The sequence below is a fragment of the Achromobacter sp. SLBN-14 genome, assembly GCF_006715415.1.
In the GTDB taxonomy this organism is placed as follows: Bacteria; Pseudomonadota; Gammaproteobacteria; order Burkholderiales; family Burkholderiaceae_B; genus Achromobacter; species Achromobacter mucicolens.
In genome coordinates, this window is sequence record NZ_VFNE01000001.1 from 1,317,774 (window position 1) to 1,332,403 (window position 14,630).

Below are 14,630 nucleotides of genomic sequence, written 5' to 3' on the forward strand. Positions count from 1 at the left end.
ATGACGGCGCGAGGGCAGCCTATTTGCCGAAGAGGTCGCCGCTGCCGCCCGTGGTGCCTGCGGGCGGCGCGAGGCCCAGGTGGCGCCACGTGGTCAGCGTGGCCGTGCGGCCGCGCGGCGTGCGTTGCAGATAACCGTGCTGGATGAGGTACGGCTCGATGACGTCCTCGATCGTGTCGCGCTCTTCGCCGATGGCTGCGGCCAGGCTGTCCACGCCGACCGGACCGCCATCGAACTTGTGGACAATCGCTTCGAGCAGCTTGCGGTCCATCAGGTCCAGGCCCTGCGGATCGACTTCCAGCATGGCGAGCGCGCGGCCTGCCACGTCGGCGTCGATGGTGCCGCCCGCCTTCACTTCGGCGTAGTCCCGCACGCGGCGCAGCAGGCGGTTGGCGATACGCGGCGTGCCGCGGGCGCGGCGCGCCACCTCGGCCGCGCCGTCCGGCGTGATGACGGCATTGAGCAGGCCCGCGCTGCGCGTCACGATGCGGCCCAGATCCGCGGCGTTGTAGAACTCGAGCCGCGAAACGATGCCGAAGCGGTCGCGCAGCGGATTGGTCAGCATGCCCGCGCGGGTCGTGGCGCCCACCAGCGTGAAGGGCTGCAGGTCCAGCTTCACGCTGCGCGCGGCCGGCCCCTCGCCGATCAGGATGTCGATCTGGAAGTCTTCGAGCGCGGGGTAAAGGATTTCCTCGACCACGGGCGACAGGCGGTGGATCTCGTCGATGAAGAGGACGTCGTTCTTTTCCAGGTTGGTCAGCAGCGCGGCCAGGTCGCCCGGGCGTTCGAGAACGGGGCCGGACGTCTGCCGCAATTGCACGCCCATTTCGTGCGCAATGATGTGCGCCAGCGTCGTCTTGCCCAGGCCCGGGGGGCCGAACAGCAGCACGTGGTCCAGCGCCTCGCCCCGCCTTCTGGCCGCGGCGATGAAGATTTCGAGCTGTTCGCGGGCGCGCTGCTGCCCGACATATTCTTCCAGCGCCTTGGGCCGCAACGCGCGTTCGATCGACTCCTCGTTGGGCGACACCGGCTGCGGCGTCACGATGCGGGGGGCGTCGGGACGGGAGGAAAGCGAATCGGACTGGATGGCCATGGTGCGGGGTACGGGCAAAGGACGAAGCAGGATGAATCGTACCGTAGCGCGGGCTGCCCCGGGGCCGTCCCCGGGGCCAGGTCGGTCAGGCGGCCTGGGAAAGCGGCAGCCGCACGCGCACGCACAACCCGCCGGACGGAGCCTCGCGCAATTCGAGCGATCCGCCATGCGCCCGCGCAATGGCCTCGGCCAGCGCCAGGCCCAGGCCCACGCTGCCGGTCCGGGTACGCGCGTCGTCAAGCCGGCTGAAGGGCCGTAAGGCTTCCTGGCGGCGTTCCGGCACGATGCCCGGCCCGTGATCGGCCACGTCCAGGACCGCGTAGCCTTCCTCGCGCCGTAGCGCGACGTCCACCGGCGGCGCGCCGTGATTCAGCGCGTTGCCGATCAGGTTGTCCAGCAGGCGCCCCAACGCCACGGCGTCGGCCTGCACCACGGCGCCGCTGGCCTGAGCATCGGTGTTCAGGCCGATCGCGGTGCCGGCGCCCTGCCAGGCGCCCACGCGCTCGGTCAGCCATTCGGACAGCACGATGGGCGCATAGCGGTAGGCCGCCGGATCGGTGCCGCGCACGAAACCGATGAACTGGTCCACCATGTGCTGCATGTCGCGCAGGTCGGTGCGCAGCCCTTCCTTCAGCGTCGAATCGTCGGCCATCTCGACGCGCAACCACATGCGCGACAGCGGCCCTTTCAGGTCGTGCGGCAGCCCGGAAAGCAGCGTGCGCCGCACGGAATCGGACTCGGACAAGGCGTCCAGCATGGCATTGAAGCGTTCGCCCAGCACACGGGTTTCGTGCGGACCCGAGGGTTCCACACGCTGCGGCTGGCCCGCGGCAAGCTGGTCCGCGGCGTCGGCCAGCCGCGTGATCGGGCGCGTGATGTGCCACGAAAAACCCACGGCCAGCAGCAGCAGCAATCCCAGCCCGCCCAGCCAGGCTGCGATGAAGGGCGTGGCAACGGGCGGATCCAGCCGGTCCAGCGGAATGACCAGCCACTCGCGCAGCCGCGGCGCGTCTTCGGTGGCCGGGTTGGGCGCCAGCGAAATGAAGATTTCCGGCGTGGGGCCGCGCGACAGCGCCACGCGCGTGCCGTCGTTCAGGCGTTCGTTGAGCTGCTGGACCAGCACGCGCAGGTCGCGGCGAATATCGTCGGGCTCGGGCTCGGACTTGTGGCGGCGCGCGTGCTCCTCGCGGGCACGGTCGCCGTCCCGCTGGGCATCGCTGCCAGTGTCTGCTTGCGCCGCATCGGTTTCGCGTTCGTCGCCGTGCACCTCCGGCGGGGGCGGCGGCGGCGGACCGTGCAATTGCGAATCCTGGGCGGGCGGGGGTGCGGGAGGCGGCGGGCGCGGCGCGGCACGCGGCGGCGGACGGCGGCCATTGAAGCGCTGCAGCTTGGCTTCGGCGGGCAGCACGCGCGACCACAACCGCCACTGGTTCTGCGATGCGGCGCGCACGAAGTCGGCGCGGTCTTCGGCCGGCACCTGGGACACGGCGGCGCGCAGCGTGCGGATGGTGGTGACGATATAGCCGATGGCCACGTCTTCCATGAACTTGTGCCGGAAGTACGACACCGTCACCAGCGTGGCGGCCTGCGTCAGCAGGACCGATCCGAGGATCAGCAGGATCAGCCGCGCCCGCAGCGAGCGGGGCACGAGAATGCCGGGGGAAAAGCGCATCAGGGAGAGAACCGGTAACCGATGCCCCAGACGGTCTGGATCCAGCGCGGCTGCTTGGGATCGTCCTCGATCACGCGGCGCAAGCGCAGGATCGCGATGTCGATGGCGCGGTCGTTGCGCTCGCCGGCGTCGTCGTCGCGGGCCAGCGCCAGCAGGCGTTCGCGCGACAGCGGCTTGCCCGCATTGCGCACCAGGGCTTCAAGCAGGTTGATTTCGCCGCCGGTCAGCTTGACCACGGTGCCCTCGCGGGACAGCTGACGCGCGGAGGGGTCAAAGACAAACGGGCCGAAAGCGACCGGCGCGTCCTTGGTGAGCGCGGACGGGCCGCGCTTGCGGCGCAGCACGGCCTCGATGCGGGCCAGCAGTTCGCGGGGGTCGAAGGGCTTGCCAACGTAATCGTCGGCGCCGGCCTCCAGGCCGATGATGCGATCCACGGCTTCGTCGCGCGCGGTCAGCAGGATGACGGGGATGTCCTCGCCCTGCTCGCGCAGGCGGCGGCAGGCATCGGCGCCGTCGCCGCCGGGCAGCATGCGGTCCAGCACCAGCAAATCGGGCGCGTAACGGGTGATGCGCGAGGAGAGGTCGGTCGCGTCCGGGGCCAGCAGCGTGTCGTAGCCATGCCGGTTCAGGTAGTCGGCCAGCAGCTGGCGCAGCGCCGGATCATCGTCGACGACCAGCAGCTTGGTGTGGGAATTGTCCATGGGCGTGATAGTGCGGCGCGGCGCGCTAGCCTGCAAGGGGCAGGAAATCATCTGAAATATACCCGTTGCACGATGTTGGCCGGATGTTTCGGGCTTTTCGCGATCGGACGTGCCCCAGACACGCGACTGCCCTAGAATGGCGCTTCGCCTGCCGCCCCTCGTGGACTTTTCTAAAGATCGTTTACAGATGCGCGGCAGCGCGCTCTCTACACTGTCCCCATGGTCGCCACAGCTAACATCTGGCGCAGAGGGCTGTTGCACGCGGCGTTGACGGCGGGCCTTGCCTGGCCGATGGCGCCTGCGTTTGGCGACGAGCCCGACGTGTCCCCGTTTACCTTGACGCCGCCCCCGGCGGGCGAGGTCACGCGCGTGGCGCGCGGCATTGGCGTGCTCTCGCCGGTTCAATCCCTGCCGGTGCGCCCCGCCCCGTCGCTGGACGACCGGGCCGTGCCGCTGGACCCCACGCCCTGCGACCTGCACGCGACCGAACCCGGCATGGACACCTCGGTGCGCGACGGCGGCCCGGATGCGGCCGACGGGTTCATCCCCGGCACGGGTCTGGGCCTGACCGGCAGCGCACCGCCGGTACCGCTGACGTGCGATCCGCTGGCGGCGCCCGCGTCCGCGGCGGACATCCCGCCGGATTATTCCTTTGCGCTTGAAGACGGCGACCTGCCGAGCGTGCCGGTCGTGGTGATCTCCGGCGTCTCCCGCCCCTCCCGCCCCTGGTTTTCGTCGGTGAGCGGACAGGACGGCCTGCGCTATGGCGGCAGCCGCAACTGGGTGTACCGCAATACCTCGGGCCCGTCCCTCACGGTGGGCAACGTCAACCCCAATGCGCCCGCCTGGGGCAGCGGCGCACCGGTGGGCGGGCTGCAGATCGCCAACTGGGGCGGCAGCGGCGCCACGTTGCCGGAAGGCAGCTTCGGTTATTCGTCCTCGCTGGGCAAGCTCAATCTCATGGACCCTGCCGCCCAGTCCGGGGCCGTGGACTACGGCGCGTCCGTCGGCAGCGGCAGCGTGCGCTACGGGCTCACGCCGGTGCTGACGGTGGAAGGCCAGATGCAGAGCGCGCCGTCGCTCACCACGCGCGGCGTGGGCACCACGTACAACGCCGGCGAATTCGGCACCTTCCGGGCAGGCGCCACGCAAAGTTCGTTCGATGCGGCCAGCGGCTACCGCTACCGCTTCGGCTACAGCGTCGATGTGGCCGACACCGTGACGCTGGGCTACACCAACGAACAGATCGGCGCGGGCTACGGCGACCTGTCGACCTATTCCGACGGCGTCGCGTCCGCCCCGCAGACCCGCAATACGGTCTCTGCGGGCGTGCCGCTCTCGGGCTGGGGCACGTTGAGCGGCACGTATTCCGGCCTGCGTGAAGGGTCGGTGCTGGCCGAGCAGCGCGTGGGCCTGTCCCACAGCATGTTCGTCGCCCCCAAGGTCAAGCTGGCCGTGGGCGCGGACCGCGACATCGTGACGGGCGACTATGGCTGGCGCGCCAACCTGAGCATGCCCGTGGACACCTTCATGCGCGGCACCTGGCTCAGCTGGTAAGCGCCGGGAACGCGGACCAAAAAATCCCCCTGGGATGGGACCGGCCGGAATTGGGGCTTAAAATCCCTGCCATGATGCTTCCGGCCTACCCCCATGTCTGACGCGCGCGCCCTCGGCGTGTTGCAGCGCGTTTTCGGTTACGAATCCTTCCGCGGCGACCAGCAAGCCATTGTCGATCAGGTGATCGGCGGCGGCGACGCCCTCGTCCTCATGCCCACCGGCGGCGGCAAGTCGCTGTGCTACCAGATTCCCTCGCTGGTGCGCGAAGGCACGGGCATCGTCGTGTCGCCCCTGATTGCGCTGATGCAGGACCAGGTCGACGCCCTGACGGAACTGGGCGTGCGCGCGGCGTTCCTGAATTCGACGCAGGAATGGCGCGTGGCCCGCGACGTGGAGCAAGCGTTCCTGGATGGCGAGCTCGACCTGCTGTATGTCGCGCCCGAACGCCTCCTGACCGACCGCTGCCTGCAGTTGCTGGACCGCGGCCGCATCGCGCTGTTCGCCATCGACGAAGCGCATTGCGTGTCCCAATGGGGTCACGATTTCCGTCCCGAATACCTGGGCCTGTCCATGCTGCACGAGCGCTGGCCTGACGTGCCGCGCATCGCGCTCACGGCCACCGCCACCGCCGTCACCCGCACCGAGATCGCCCAGCGTCTGTCGCTGGACGAAGCGCGCCATTTCGTCTCGAGCTTCGACCGCCCCAACATCCGCTACCGCATCGTCGAAAAGAACGAGGTGCGCAAGCAGCTGCTGGACATGATCCGCACCGAGCACGAAGGCGAATCCGGCGTGGTGTACTGCCTGTCGCGCGCCCGGGTGGAAGAAACGGCCGAATTCCTGTGCAACCAGGGCATCGATGCGATGCCGTACCACGCGGGGCTGAGCGCCCAGGTGCGGGCGGCCAACCAGTCGCGCTTCCTGCGCGAGGACGGCGTGGTGATGGTCGCCACCATTGCGTTCGGCATGGGCATCGACAAGCCGGACGTGCGCTTCGTGGCGCACATCGACCTGCCCAAGTCGGTCGAAGGCTACTACCAGGAAACCGGCCGCGCCGGCCGCGACGGCCTGCCCGCCACCGCATGGCTGGCCTACGGCTTGCAGGACGTGGTGCAGCAGCGCCGCATGATCGACGAATCGCCTGGCGACGAGTCCTATCGGCGGCGCCTGGGCCAGCAGCTCGACGCCATGCTGGGCCTGTGCGAAACCGTGGAATGCCGGCGCGTGCGCCTGCTGGCGTACTTTGGCCAGCAGATCACCGCGTGCGGCAACTGCGACGTCTGCCTGGACCCGCCCCAGGCGTGGGACGGCACCGTCGCGGCGCAGAAGGTGCTGTCGGCGGTGTACCGGCTCTGGAAGGAACGCGGCCAGCGCTATGGCGCCGGCCACATCATCGACATCCTGCGCGGCAAGGTCACCGACCGCACCCAGCAGCATGGCCACGAGACGCTCAGCGTATTCGGCGTGGGCGCCGACCTGTCCGACACCGCCTGGCGCGGCGTCCTGCGACAGCTTTTGGCGCAGGGCCTCTTGACGGTGGACAACGAAGGCTTCGGCACGCTGGCCCTGACCGAAGGCAGCCGCGCGGTGCTCAAGGGCGAACGCCAGCTCATGCTGCGGCGCGAGTCCGAAAAGAAACCGCGGTCCGGCAAGACGGGCAGCGGACGGCCCAAGGCGGCGGCGATCGACCTGCCGGCCGAATTGCAGCCCGTGTTCGAAGCCCTGCGCGCGTGGCGCGGCGAAGTCGCCAAGAGCCACGGCGTGCCCGCCTACGTGATCTTTCACGACGCCACGCTGCGCGAGATCGCGCTGGCGCAGCCCGAGTCCATGGACGACCTGAGCCACATCAACGGCGTGGGGGCCCGCAAGCTGGAAGCCTACGGCGAAGAAATCCTGCAGCGGGTGGCGCGGCCGGTGCTGTAGCGCCGGCCCGGGCGCCACGCCTTTGCGGCATGGCGCCCGGCCCGCAAGACCCTTAGTAAGACGGCGGCGGCAGCAGCGGCACGCGGCGGCGTTCCTTGCCGAACACGGACCGGTACGCCAGGATGTTGAACACCAGCACCACCGGAATCCCCACCACCGCGCCGGCCATCACGAGCCGCATCGAGCCCAGCGCGCCCGCGCCGTCCCACAGCGTCATGTCGTCCAGGATCAGGTACGGGAACAGGCTGTAGGCCAGCCCGCTCAGCATCAGCAGGAACAGCGCGACCGTCAGCACGAACGGCAGCCAGCTGAAGCGGTCGGCGCGGCCCGGCAGCCGAGCCAGCAGCATTTCCGCGGCCACGAAACCGGCCAGCATCAGCACCCACACCGACGCCGCGAGGCTCAGGTGCGCGATGTTGCTCCATTTGTAGAAGATGCCGGCATTGGCCAGGCCCAGGGTGACCGCGATCGACACCATGCCCACGGCGGTCCAGCGGATCGCGTGGCGCGCCCAGTTGGCCGCGCGGCGCTGCAGGTCGCCATCGACGCGCATGACCAGCCACGCGGCGCCCAGCAGCACGTAGGCCGCCACCGCGCACAGGCCCACGAACATCGCGAACCAGCCATAGCCCGCATCGGACTGGTAGCCCGTGGCAATGCGGCCAAGCAGCACGCCCTGGCCAAAGGCGGTGATGAGCGAGCCCGCCCAGAAAGCGAAGATCCAGCGCGGCTTCAATTCGTTGCGGGCGCGGATGCGGAATTCGAACGCAACGCTGCGCAGCACCACCCCCAGCACCATGAGCGTCAGCGGTCCGTAGAGTTTGCCCAGCACGGCGCCCCAGGCAAACGGAAACGCCGCCGCGAACAACCCCATGCCCAGCAGCAGCCAGAATTCATTGGCGTCGCGCCAGGGGCTGAGCAGGCTCATCATGCGGCCGCGCTCGTGCTCCGGCGCGATCTGCAGCAGGATGCCCACGCCGAGATCGAAGCCGTCCAGGACCATGCCCGCGGCAATCACGACGAACAGCAGCGCCATGAAGGCGAGCGGCATCCAGAAAGAAGGATCGTCGGGGCTCAGGCCTTGGGAGGCGGCCAGCATGGCGATCATGGCGCACCTCCGCTCAGCTTGCGCACGGGCACGACGCCGTAGCGCGCGGCATGGAACAGCATGCCGGCGAACGCGGCGAGCAGCAGCGCGTACAGGACCCCGTAACCGGCCAGGCCATACAGCACGGTGCTGGACGGCATGGAGCCCAGGACTTCGGATTGCGTGACCGTGCCGTTCACGACGAAGGGCTGCAGTCCGATGATGGACACCCACCAGCCCGCCACGACGGCGATGCCGCCGGAAAACATCATGCCGCACAGGACCCGCTGCCACCACGGCGGCAGGGCCGACGGGTCCAGGCCGCGGCGGAAGGTCCACAGGAAGGTCACGCAGGCCACGGCCAGCATCAGCAGGCCCAGCCCCACGACCACGCGCACCGACCAGAAGGTCACGGCCACCGGGGGCAGCATGCCCGAATACTTGTCCAGGCCCTGATAGGTGCCGTCCGCATTGCGGTGCAGCCACATGCCGCCCGCGTTGTTGAAGGTAAGGTCGCCGACATTGACGTGCGCCCGGGCGTCCGGCCAGCCGAACAGCACCAGCTGCGGCACGGGGCCGCTCTGCCAGAAGCCCGCCGCAGCGGCGGCCTTGGCAGGTTGCAGCTTGGCCATCATCTGGCCCGCGCCGGTTGCGACCGGCACTTGCAGGAAGGCGGCCACCACGGCCACCACCAGCGCCGTCTTGAACGCACTGCGCTCGCCCTCGCCCAGCGGCCGGCGCAACGCCTGCAGCGCGGTCACGCCCATCATCAGGAACGAGGCGGCCAGCGCCGCGCCGACCATCACCACGGCCAGGCGCCAGCCGACCGAGGGATTGAGCACCACTTTCATCCAGTCGTAGACCTGATAGCGGCCGTCGACCAGCAGCGCGCCATCGGGCGTCTGCATCCAGGATTGCAGGGCCAGCACCCAGAACACGGCCACGACCTGCCCCACCGCCACCATCAGGACGGCCAGCGTGTGCGCGCCATCGGACACGCGGCGCTGGCCGAACAGCATGACGCCCAGGAAACAGGATTTGAGAATGAAGACCGACAGGATGCCGTAGCCCAGCAGCGGACCGGCCACGTTGCCGATCTTGTCCATCAGCCCCGCCCACAGGCTGCCGATCTGGATCAGGACGGGCACGCTGGCGGCCAGCGTCAGCACGAAGGACAGGGCGAAGATGCGGACCCAGAAGCGGTAGGCCCCCGTCCAGCCGCCATGGCTGGACCACCGCGCGCGGATCTTGAAGAACAGCAGCACCCAGGCCAGGGCCAGGGAGACGGCGAGAAACAGCGCCAGGAAGCTAAGACTGGCCACGAACTGCGCCCGGGCCAGGGATAGGGTCGAGATATCCATAATGGCCCGTAGTGTAGAGCCAGTTACACGACTACGGGGGCGGATTGAAACCGGTTGCAGGCGTGACGAAAAGGGGCGCGGTGCGGAACGTGGCAAAATTGACGCTTTGTCGCTGCTTTTTCCTATTCTTTCAAGAATGACCTCCGCCACGACGCCGACCCCCGCCGCATCAAACTTCCTGCTCAACATCGTCCAAGACGACCTCGAAGCCAACCGCTTCCAGGGCAAGCGCTGGGCGGGCAAGCCTGGCCCGGCGGCCTTGCAGCAGCAGGGGGAAGCGGACCCGGCCCGCATCCGCACGCGCTTTCCGCCGGAGCCCAACGGCTACCTGCACATCGGCCACGCCAAGAGCATCTGCGTGAACTTCGGCCTGGCGCGCGACTTCGGCGGTGTCTGCCACCTGCGCTTTGACGACACCAACCCCGAGAAGGAAGACCAGGAATACGTCGACGCCATCATCGAGGCCGTCCACTGGCTGGGCTTCGACTGGAAGGCCGACGGCCGCGAGAACCTGTATTTCGCCAGCGATTACTTCGGCTATATGTATGAGTTCGCCGAAGCCCTGGTCGAAGCCGGCCATGCCTACGTCGACGAGCAAAGCGCCGACGAGATCCGCGCCAATCGCGGCACCCTGACCGAACCCGGCACGGATTCGCCCTGGCGCAACCGCCCGGCCGCCGAGTCCATCGCGCTGTTGCGCGAGATGCGCGACGGCAAGCATCCGGACGGCAGCCTGGTGCTGCGCGCGAAGATCAACATGGCTTCGCCCAACATCAACCTGCGCGACCCGGTCATGTATCGCGTCCGCCACGCCACGCACCACCGCACCGGCGACCAGTGGTGCATCTACCCGATGTACAGCTGGGCGCACCCGGTGGAAGACGCGCTGGAAGGCATCACGCACAGCGTCTGCACGCTGGAATTCGAAGACCAGCGTCCGTTCTACGACTGGATCCTGGCGCGCCTGGCCGAACTGGGCAAGCTGGCCCAGCCGCTGCCGCATCAATACGAATTCGCCCGCCTGAACCTGAGCTACGTGGTCACCAGCAAGCGCAAGCTGCTGCAACTGGTGAAGGAAGGCCACGTGGACGGCTGGGACGATCCGCGCATGCCCACCATCTTCGGCCTGCGCCGCCGCGGCTACACGCCCGCGTCGATCCGCCTGTTCTGCGACCGCACCGCGGTGTCCAAGTCCGACTCGCGCATCGACTACAGCCTGCTGGAGCAGGCCGTGCGCGACGATCTGGACCCCATCGCCCCGCGTTCGGTCGCCGTGCTGGACCCGATCAAGCTGGTCATCACCAACTACCCCGAAGGCCAGACCGAAACCTGCACCGCGCCGCGCAATCCGCATGACCCCGAGGCCGGCGTGCGTGAATTTCCGCTGTCGCGCGAACTGTGGATCGAACGCGACGACTTCCGCGAGGAAGCGCCCAAGAAGTATTTCCGTCTGTTCCCCGGCAACACCGTGCGCCTGAAGTACGGCTATGTCGTGCGCTGCACCGGCTTTACCAAGAACGAAGCCGGCGAGGTCGTCGAAGTGCAGGCCGAATACCTGCCCGACACCAAGAGCGGCACGCCCGGCGCGGACAGCGTCAAGGTCAAGGGCAACATCACGTGGGTGAGCGCGGCGCACGCGGTGCCTGCCCAGATTCACCTGTACGACCGCCTCTTTGCCGATCCGCGTCCGGACGGCGGCGACAAGGACTTCCTGGCCTGCCTGAACCCCAACTCCAAGCAGACCGTCACGGCCTGGCTGGAACCCGGCACCGTGGCCACGCCCGGCGCCACCTGGCAATTCGAGCGCCTGGGCTATTTCACGGCCGACCTGAAGGACTCGACGCCTGACGCGCCGGTGCTCAATCGCATCGTGACCCTGCGCGATTCCTGGGCCCAGGGTTGACGCGCCCACGCGCGCAATACCGGGAAAAGGCGCCTTGCGGCGCCTTTTTCTTTCGCCGTGCGCCCGGCGCAGGCCGTCCCGGGCGGGTTATCATCCCCGACATCCCGCAGCCGGTCGAGGACGCCGTTTTCCGGCGTCCAGACCGCCAGCCAAAATCAAGATGAACACTGAATCGCTAGCCCTGGACTTCAAGAGCGCCACCCTTTATGCCATCCGGGTGGTTTTGCATAGTGCCGATCCCGAACGCCTGAACGCTGCGCTCGCCAAACGCATGGCCGATGCCGGCAGCTTCTTTGAAAACGAGCCCGTCGTCATCGACGCCAGCCGTGTCGAGGAAAAGATCGATTGGACGGCATTGGTGGCGGCGCTGCGCGGCCACAACCTGCCCCCGATCGGCGTGGTGGCCGAAGGCGCCAACCTGCAGGCCGCGCGCGAAGCCGGCCTGACGCCCGTCGAACTGTCCACGCCGGCAGCGCGCCCCGCCCCCGTGGTGGACACCGCGCCGCCCAACGACGTCGCCACGCCGGTGCCGTCCGTGCCCGCGGCTGCGGTCGAAATCGCGCCCGCGCCCACCGACACCTCGGCCCAGGCCGCGCCGGCGCCTGCGGCCGATGAAGCCGCCGATGCGCAGGCTGCCGCCCCGGCGCCCGATGCGGATCCCCTGCCCGCCCGCGCGGCCAGCAGCACCACGTCCGCGTCCAGTCCGACGGCCGCGGCGCCGCACTCGTCTTCGGCGCTGGTGATCACGCGCCCGCTGCGTTCGGGGCAACGCGTCTATGCCCGCCACACGGACCTGGTGGTGATCGGCATGGTCAGCCAGGGCGCCGAGGTCATCGCCGACGGCAACGTGCACGTCTACGGTCCGCTGCGCGGCAAGGCCATGGCCGGCGCGCGCGGCGATACGTCGGCGCGCATCTTCACGACGCATCTGGATGCGGAACTGCTGGCAGTGGCGGGCGTGTATCGCGTGGTCGAGGACAAGCTCGACCGCACGCTGCAGAACCAGCCCGCGCTGGTCCGGCTGGATGGCGACACGCTGCGCATCGAAGCGCTGAAGGCCTGATGCCGCGCGCTGTGTGCGGCATCCTGCGAGACGGCGGCCCGGCAGCGGCCCGCTCAAATCTCAACACATCCTGTAAGAAGCCTTACACGGGCTTTTTGCTTTACGATAACGCGATTTATTCGAACATAAGGGTTTGATCGTCATGACACGCATTGTTGTGGTGACTTCCGGCAAAGGCGGCGTGGGCAAAACCACGACGAGCGCCAGTTTTTCCGCGGGCCTCGCGATGCGGGGCCACAAGACCGCTGTCATCGACTTCGACGTCGGCCTGCGCAACCTCGACCTCATCATGGGTTGCGAGCGTCGCGTGGTGTATGACTTCGTCAATGTGATCCAGGGCGAGGCGACCCTCAAGCAAGCGCTCATCAAGGACAAGCAGCTCGAAAACCTTTTCATCCTGCCGGCTTCGCAAACGCGCGACAAGGATGCGCTGACGCAGGAAGGCGTGGAAAAGGTCATCAACGACCTGAAGGAAATGGGTTTCGACTACATCGTCTGCGACTCCCCCGCGGGCATCGAGACCGGTGCGCTGATGGCGGCCTACTTCGCGGACGACGCGCTGGTGGTCACCAACCCCGAAGTCTCGTCGGTGCGCGACTCCGACCGTATCCTGGGCATCCTGGCCGCCAAGTCCAAGCGCGCCGTCGAGGGTGACGAGCCGGTCAAGGAATACCTGCTGCTCACGCGCTACAACCCCAAGCGCGTGTCCGACGGCGAAATGCTGTCGCTGACCGACATCGAAGACATCCTGCGCATCAAGCTCATCGGTGTGATTCCCGAATCGGAAGCCGTGCTGCAGGCCTCGAACCAGGGCTTGCCGGCCATCCACCTGAAAGACACCGACGTCTCGGAAGCCTACAAGGACGTGGTCAGCCGTTACCTTGGCGAAGACAAGGCCCTGCGCTTTACCGACTACGAAAAGCCGGGTTTCCTGAAACGCCTGTTCGGAGGCAAGTAAGCGATGTCCTTCCTGTCGTTTCTGCTCGGTCAAAAGAAGACCTCCGCGTCCGTCGCCAAAGAACGGTTGCAGATCATCCTTGCCCACGAGCGTGGCCGCGGGGATTCCCCCGATTACCTGCCGCAACTCCAGCAGGAACTGATCGCGGTCATTTCCAAGTACGTGAAGATCAATCCCGAAGACATCAAGGTGCACCTGGAACGCCAGGACACGCTCGAGGTGTTGGAAGTGAAGATCGAAATGCCGCAGAACGAGACCTGATGTCTCTGCTGTGCGCCGGCCTTGCCGGCGCGCATTGCGCAAAAAAAACGCCCGGCATTGCCGGGCGTTGCTTTTGGGGCGACGAAGGCTTAGCGCTTGCCCACCTGGTCGCCGATCACACCGCCGATCGCCGCGCCGCCGACCGTGCCGAGCACGCCGCCGTTGGTGATGACGGCGCCCGCCACGCCGCCCAGTGCGGCGCCGCCCACGGTACTCTTCTGGCGATGGCTCATGCCATCCCACGATGAACAACCCGCCATGGTGGCAGCCAGCGCCACGGCGGCACAGATCTTGGAAAGCGATGCGATTTTCATGATGAAGCTCCTGTTCTTTTACCCGGGGCCGCACCGGTGAACCCAAACGCGAGCGCGCGGACCTTTTTGGGGTTAGGAGCCTTCAGGATCGCAAAATATCCGGGGACATGGTGTTAGGTTTGCCCAGGAATTGTGTCAAAGGGAGAGCAGATCGTTGCGCTCTCCTGGGGACGATGTTGCAGGCGCGGGCCGCTATTTGACCAGACGTAACACGTCGCGGAAGCGCGGGTGCTCGCAGGTTTCCATCCATTCGAAAATCGCCATTTCCGACGTGACGATTTCCGCGCCGTGCGCGCGGGCGCGGCGCAACGCGGCATGATGGTCCGACGGCTTGCGCGAGCCTGCCGCGTCCGCGACCAGCACGGCCTTGTAGCCCAGCTCCACGAGGCCGATGACGGTTTGCAGCACGCAGATGTGCGCCTCGCAGCCCGCCACCAGCACCGTGCGGCGCGAGGCTGGCAGCCAGCCGTCGAAACCCGGTTCCCGGGCCGAGGAAAAGTGCATCTTCTGGAAGGTGGCCTGGACCAGTTCGCGCAACGGGTCCACGGTCACGCCCAGCATCTTGCTGTGGTGCTCGGTGGCCACGACCGGCACATCAAGCAGCCGCGCCGCCTGCGCCAGCTTGTGCGCGGCGTTGAGCACGGCATCGCCGTCGTGGATGACAGGCATCAGGCGGCCCTGCATGTCGACGATCAGCAGGGTGGAATCGGTGGCGGACAGCAGCATGGTGAAGACTC

The 14,630-nt window shown here is 67.8% G+C and carries 13 protein-coding genes; 6 read left to right on the top strand and 7 right to left on the bottom strand.

Annotation, left to right across the window (positions count from 1 at the left end):
• Nucleotides 1–19: 19 nt before the first annotated feature.
• The 3 genes from ruvB to FBY20_RS06065 all read right to left on the bottom strand — a co-directional run bounded on the left by ruvB (nucleotide 20) and on the right by FBY20_RS06065 (nucleotide 3,466).
• Entirely contained in the window at nucleotides 20–1,093 is a 1,074-nt protein-coding gene (gene ruvB / locus FBY20_RS06055; RefSeq protein WP_142050722.1) for a Holliday junction branch migration DNA helicase RuvB, read from the bottom strand.
• Between the two features lie 85 nt (nucleotides 1,094–1,178).
• A complete protein-coding gene (locus FBY20_RS06060) occupies nucleotides 1,179–2,765 on the bottom strand; it encodes an ATP-binding protein (protein WP_142050724.1) in 1,587 nt (528 codons plus the stop codon).
• On the bottom strand, nucleotides 2,765–3,466 hold the full coding sequence (locus FBY20_RS06065) for a response regulator (protein WP_142050728.1): 702 nt from the start codon (nucleotides 3,464–3,466) through the stop codon (nucleotides 2,765–2,767). The genes FBY20_RS06060 and FBY20_RS06065 overlap by 1 nt, the downstream gene beginning before the upstream one ends.
• 219 nt (nucleotides 3,467–3,685) lie before the next feature.
• Here FBY20_RS06065 and FBY20_RS06070 point away from each other — a divergent pair, with 219 nt between their 5' ends.
• Both FBY20_RS06070 and recQ read left to right on the top strand, forming a co-directional pair.
• Nucleotides 3,686–5,023 (top strand): fimbrial protein, encoded by a 1,338-nt coding sequence (locus FBY20_RS06070; RefSeq protein ID WP_233461990.1) that lies wholly within the window; start codon nucleotides 3,686–3,688, stop codon nucleotides 5,021–5,023.
• 93 nt (nucleotides 5,024–5,116) lie between these two features.
• Nucleotides 5,117–6,946 (top strand): DNA helicase RecQ, encoded by a 1,830-nt coding sequence (recQ, locus tag FBY20_RS06075; protein WP_056321158.1) that lies wholly within the window; start codon nucleotides 5,117–5,119, stop codon nucleotides 6,944–6,946.
• Nucleotides 6,947–6,998: 52 nt separating this feature from the next.
• Here the strand turns inward: recQ and FBY20_RS06080 are convergent, their stop codons facing one another.
• Together FBY20_RS06080 and FBY20_RS06085 are read right to left on the bottom strand one after the other, a co-directional pair.
• Complete coding sequence (locus FBY20_RS06080) at nucleotides 6,999–8,054, bottom strand: cytochrome d ubiquinol oxidase subunit II (RefSeq protein WP_142050730.1); 1,056 nt, start codon at nucleotides 8,052–8,054, stop codon at nucleotides 6,999–7,001.
• Nucleotides 8,051–9,394 (bottom strand): cytochrome ubiquinol oxidase subunit I, encoded by a 1,344-nt coding sequence (locus FBY20_RS06085; RefSeq protein ID WP_142050732.1) that lies wholly within the window; start codon nucleotides 9,392–9,394, stop codon nucleotides 8,051–8,053. Before FBY20_RS06085 ends, FBY20_RS06080 begins: the two co-directional genes overlap by 4 nt.
• A gap of 136 nt (nucleotides 9,395–9,530) precedes the next feature.
• Between FBY20_RS06085 and FBY20_RS06090 the strand changes: the two genes are divergently transcribed.
• From FBY20_RS06090 to minE, 4 genes are all read left to right on the top strand, one after another.
• Entirely contained in the window at nucleotides 9,531–11,297 is a 1,767-nt protein-coding gene (locus FBY20_RS06090; RefSeq protein ID WP_128830049.1) for a glutamine--tRNA ligase/YqeY domain fusion protein, read from the top strand.
• 160 nt (nucleotides 11,298–11,457) lie between these two features.
• Entirely contained in the window at nucleotides 11,458–12,360 is a 903-nt protein-coding gene (minC, locus tag FBY20_RS06095) for a septum site-determining protein MinC (RefSeq protein ID WP_142050734.1), read from the top strand.
• Between the two features lie 142 nt (nucleotides 12,361–12,502).
• Entirely contained in the window at nucleotides 12,503–13,318 is an 816-nt protein-coding gene (gene minD / locus FBY20_RS06100) for a septum site-determining protein MinD (RefSeq protein ID WP_008158705.1), read from the top strand.
• A gap of 3 nt (nucleotides 13,319–13,321) precedes the next feature.
• A complete protein-coding gene (gene minE, locus FBY20_RS06105) occupies nucleotides 13,322–13,579 on the top strand; it encodes a cell division topological specificity factor MinE (protein ID WP_006217654.1) in 258 nt (85 codons plus the stop codon).
• A gap of 89 nt (nucleotides 13,580–13,668) precedes the next feature.
• Here the strand turns inward: minE and FBY20_RS06110 are convergent, their stop codons facing one another.
• Together FBY20_RS06110 and FBY20_RS06115 are read right to left on the bottom strand one after the other, a co-directional pair.
• Nucleotides 13,669–13,893, bottom strand: coding sequence for a glycine zipper 2TM domain-containing protein (locus FBY20_RS06110; protein WP_056321146.1), 225 nt, complete (start codon nucleotides 13,891–13,893; stop codon nucleotides 13,669–13,671).
• A 192-nt stretch (nucleotides 13,894–14,085) separates the two neighbouring features.
• Nucleotides 14,086–14,619: an isochorismatase family protein gene (locus FBY20_RS06115; protein WP_062840342.1), complete on the bottom strand. Its 534-nt coding sequence runs from the start codon at nucleotides 14,617–14,619 to the stop codon at nucleotides 14,086–14,088.
• Nucleotides 14,620–14,630 lie beyond the last annotated feature (11 nt).

What these genes read in the sequence shown, in the direction of transcription:
- ruvB (WP_142050722.1), bottom strand. Translation starts at nt 1,093, where the DNA reads ATGGCCATCCAGTCCGATTCGCTTTCCTCCCGTCCCGACGCCCCCCGC.
- FBY20_RS06060 (WP_142050724.1), bottom strand. Translation starts at nt 2,765, where the DNA reads ATGCGCTTTTCCCCCGGCATTCTCGTGCCCCGCTCGCTGCGGGCGCGG.
- FBY20_RS06065 (WP_142050728.1), bottom strand. Translation starts at nt 3,466, where the DNA reads ATGGACAATTCCCACACCAAGCTGCTGGTCGTCGACGATGATCCGGCG.
- FBY20_RS06070 (WP_233461990.1), top strand. Translation starts at nt 3,686, where the DNA reads ATGGTCGCCACAGCTAACATCTGGCGCAGAGGGCTGTTGCACGCGGCG.
- recQ (WP_056321158.1), top strand. Translation starts at nt 5,117, where the DNA reads ATGTCTGACGCGCGCGCCCTCGGCGTGTTGCAGCGCGTTTTCGGTTAC.
- FBY20_RS06080 (WP_142050730.1), bottom strand. Translation starts at nt 8,054, where the DNA reads ATGATCGCCATGCTGGCCGCCTCCCAAGGCCTGAGCCCCGACGATCCT.
- FBY20_RS06085 (WP_142050732.1), bottom strand. Translation starts at nt 9,394, where the DNA reads ATGGATATCTCGACCCTATCCCTGGCCCGGGCGCAGTTCGTGGCCAGT.
- FBY20_RS06090 (WP_128830049.1), top strand. Translation starts at nt 9,531, where the DNA reads ATGACCTCCGCCACGACGCCGACCCCCGCCGCATCAAACTTCCTGCTC.
- minC (WP_142050734.1), top strand. Translation starts at nt 11,458, where the DNA reads ATGAACACTGAATCGCTAGCCCTGGACTTCAAGAGCGCCACCCTTTAT.
- minD (WP_008158705.1), top strand. Translation starts at nt 12,503, where the DNA reads ATGACACGCATTGTTGTGGTGACTTCCGGCAAAGGCGGCGTGGGCAAA.
- minE (WP_006217654.1), top strand. Translation starts at nt 13,322, where the DNA reads ATGTCCTTCCTGTCGTTTCTGCTCGGTCAAAAGAAGACCTCCGCGTCC.
- FBY20_RS06110 (WP_056321146.1), bottom strand. Translation starts at nt 13,893, where the DNA reads ATGAAAATCGCATCGCTTTCCAAGATCTGTGCCGCCGTGGCGCTGGCT.
- FBY20_RS06115 (WP_062840342.1), bottom strand. Translation starts at nt 14,619, where the DNA reads ATGCTGCTGTCCGCCACCGATTCCACCCTGCTGATCGTCGACATGCAG.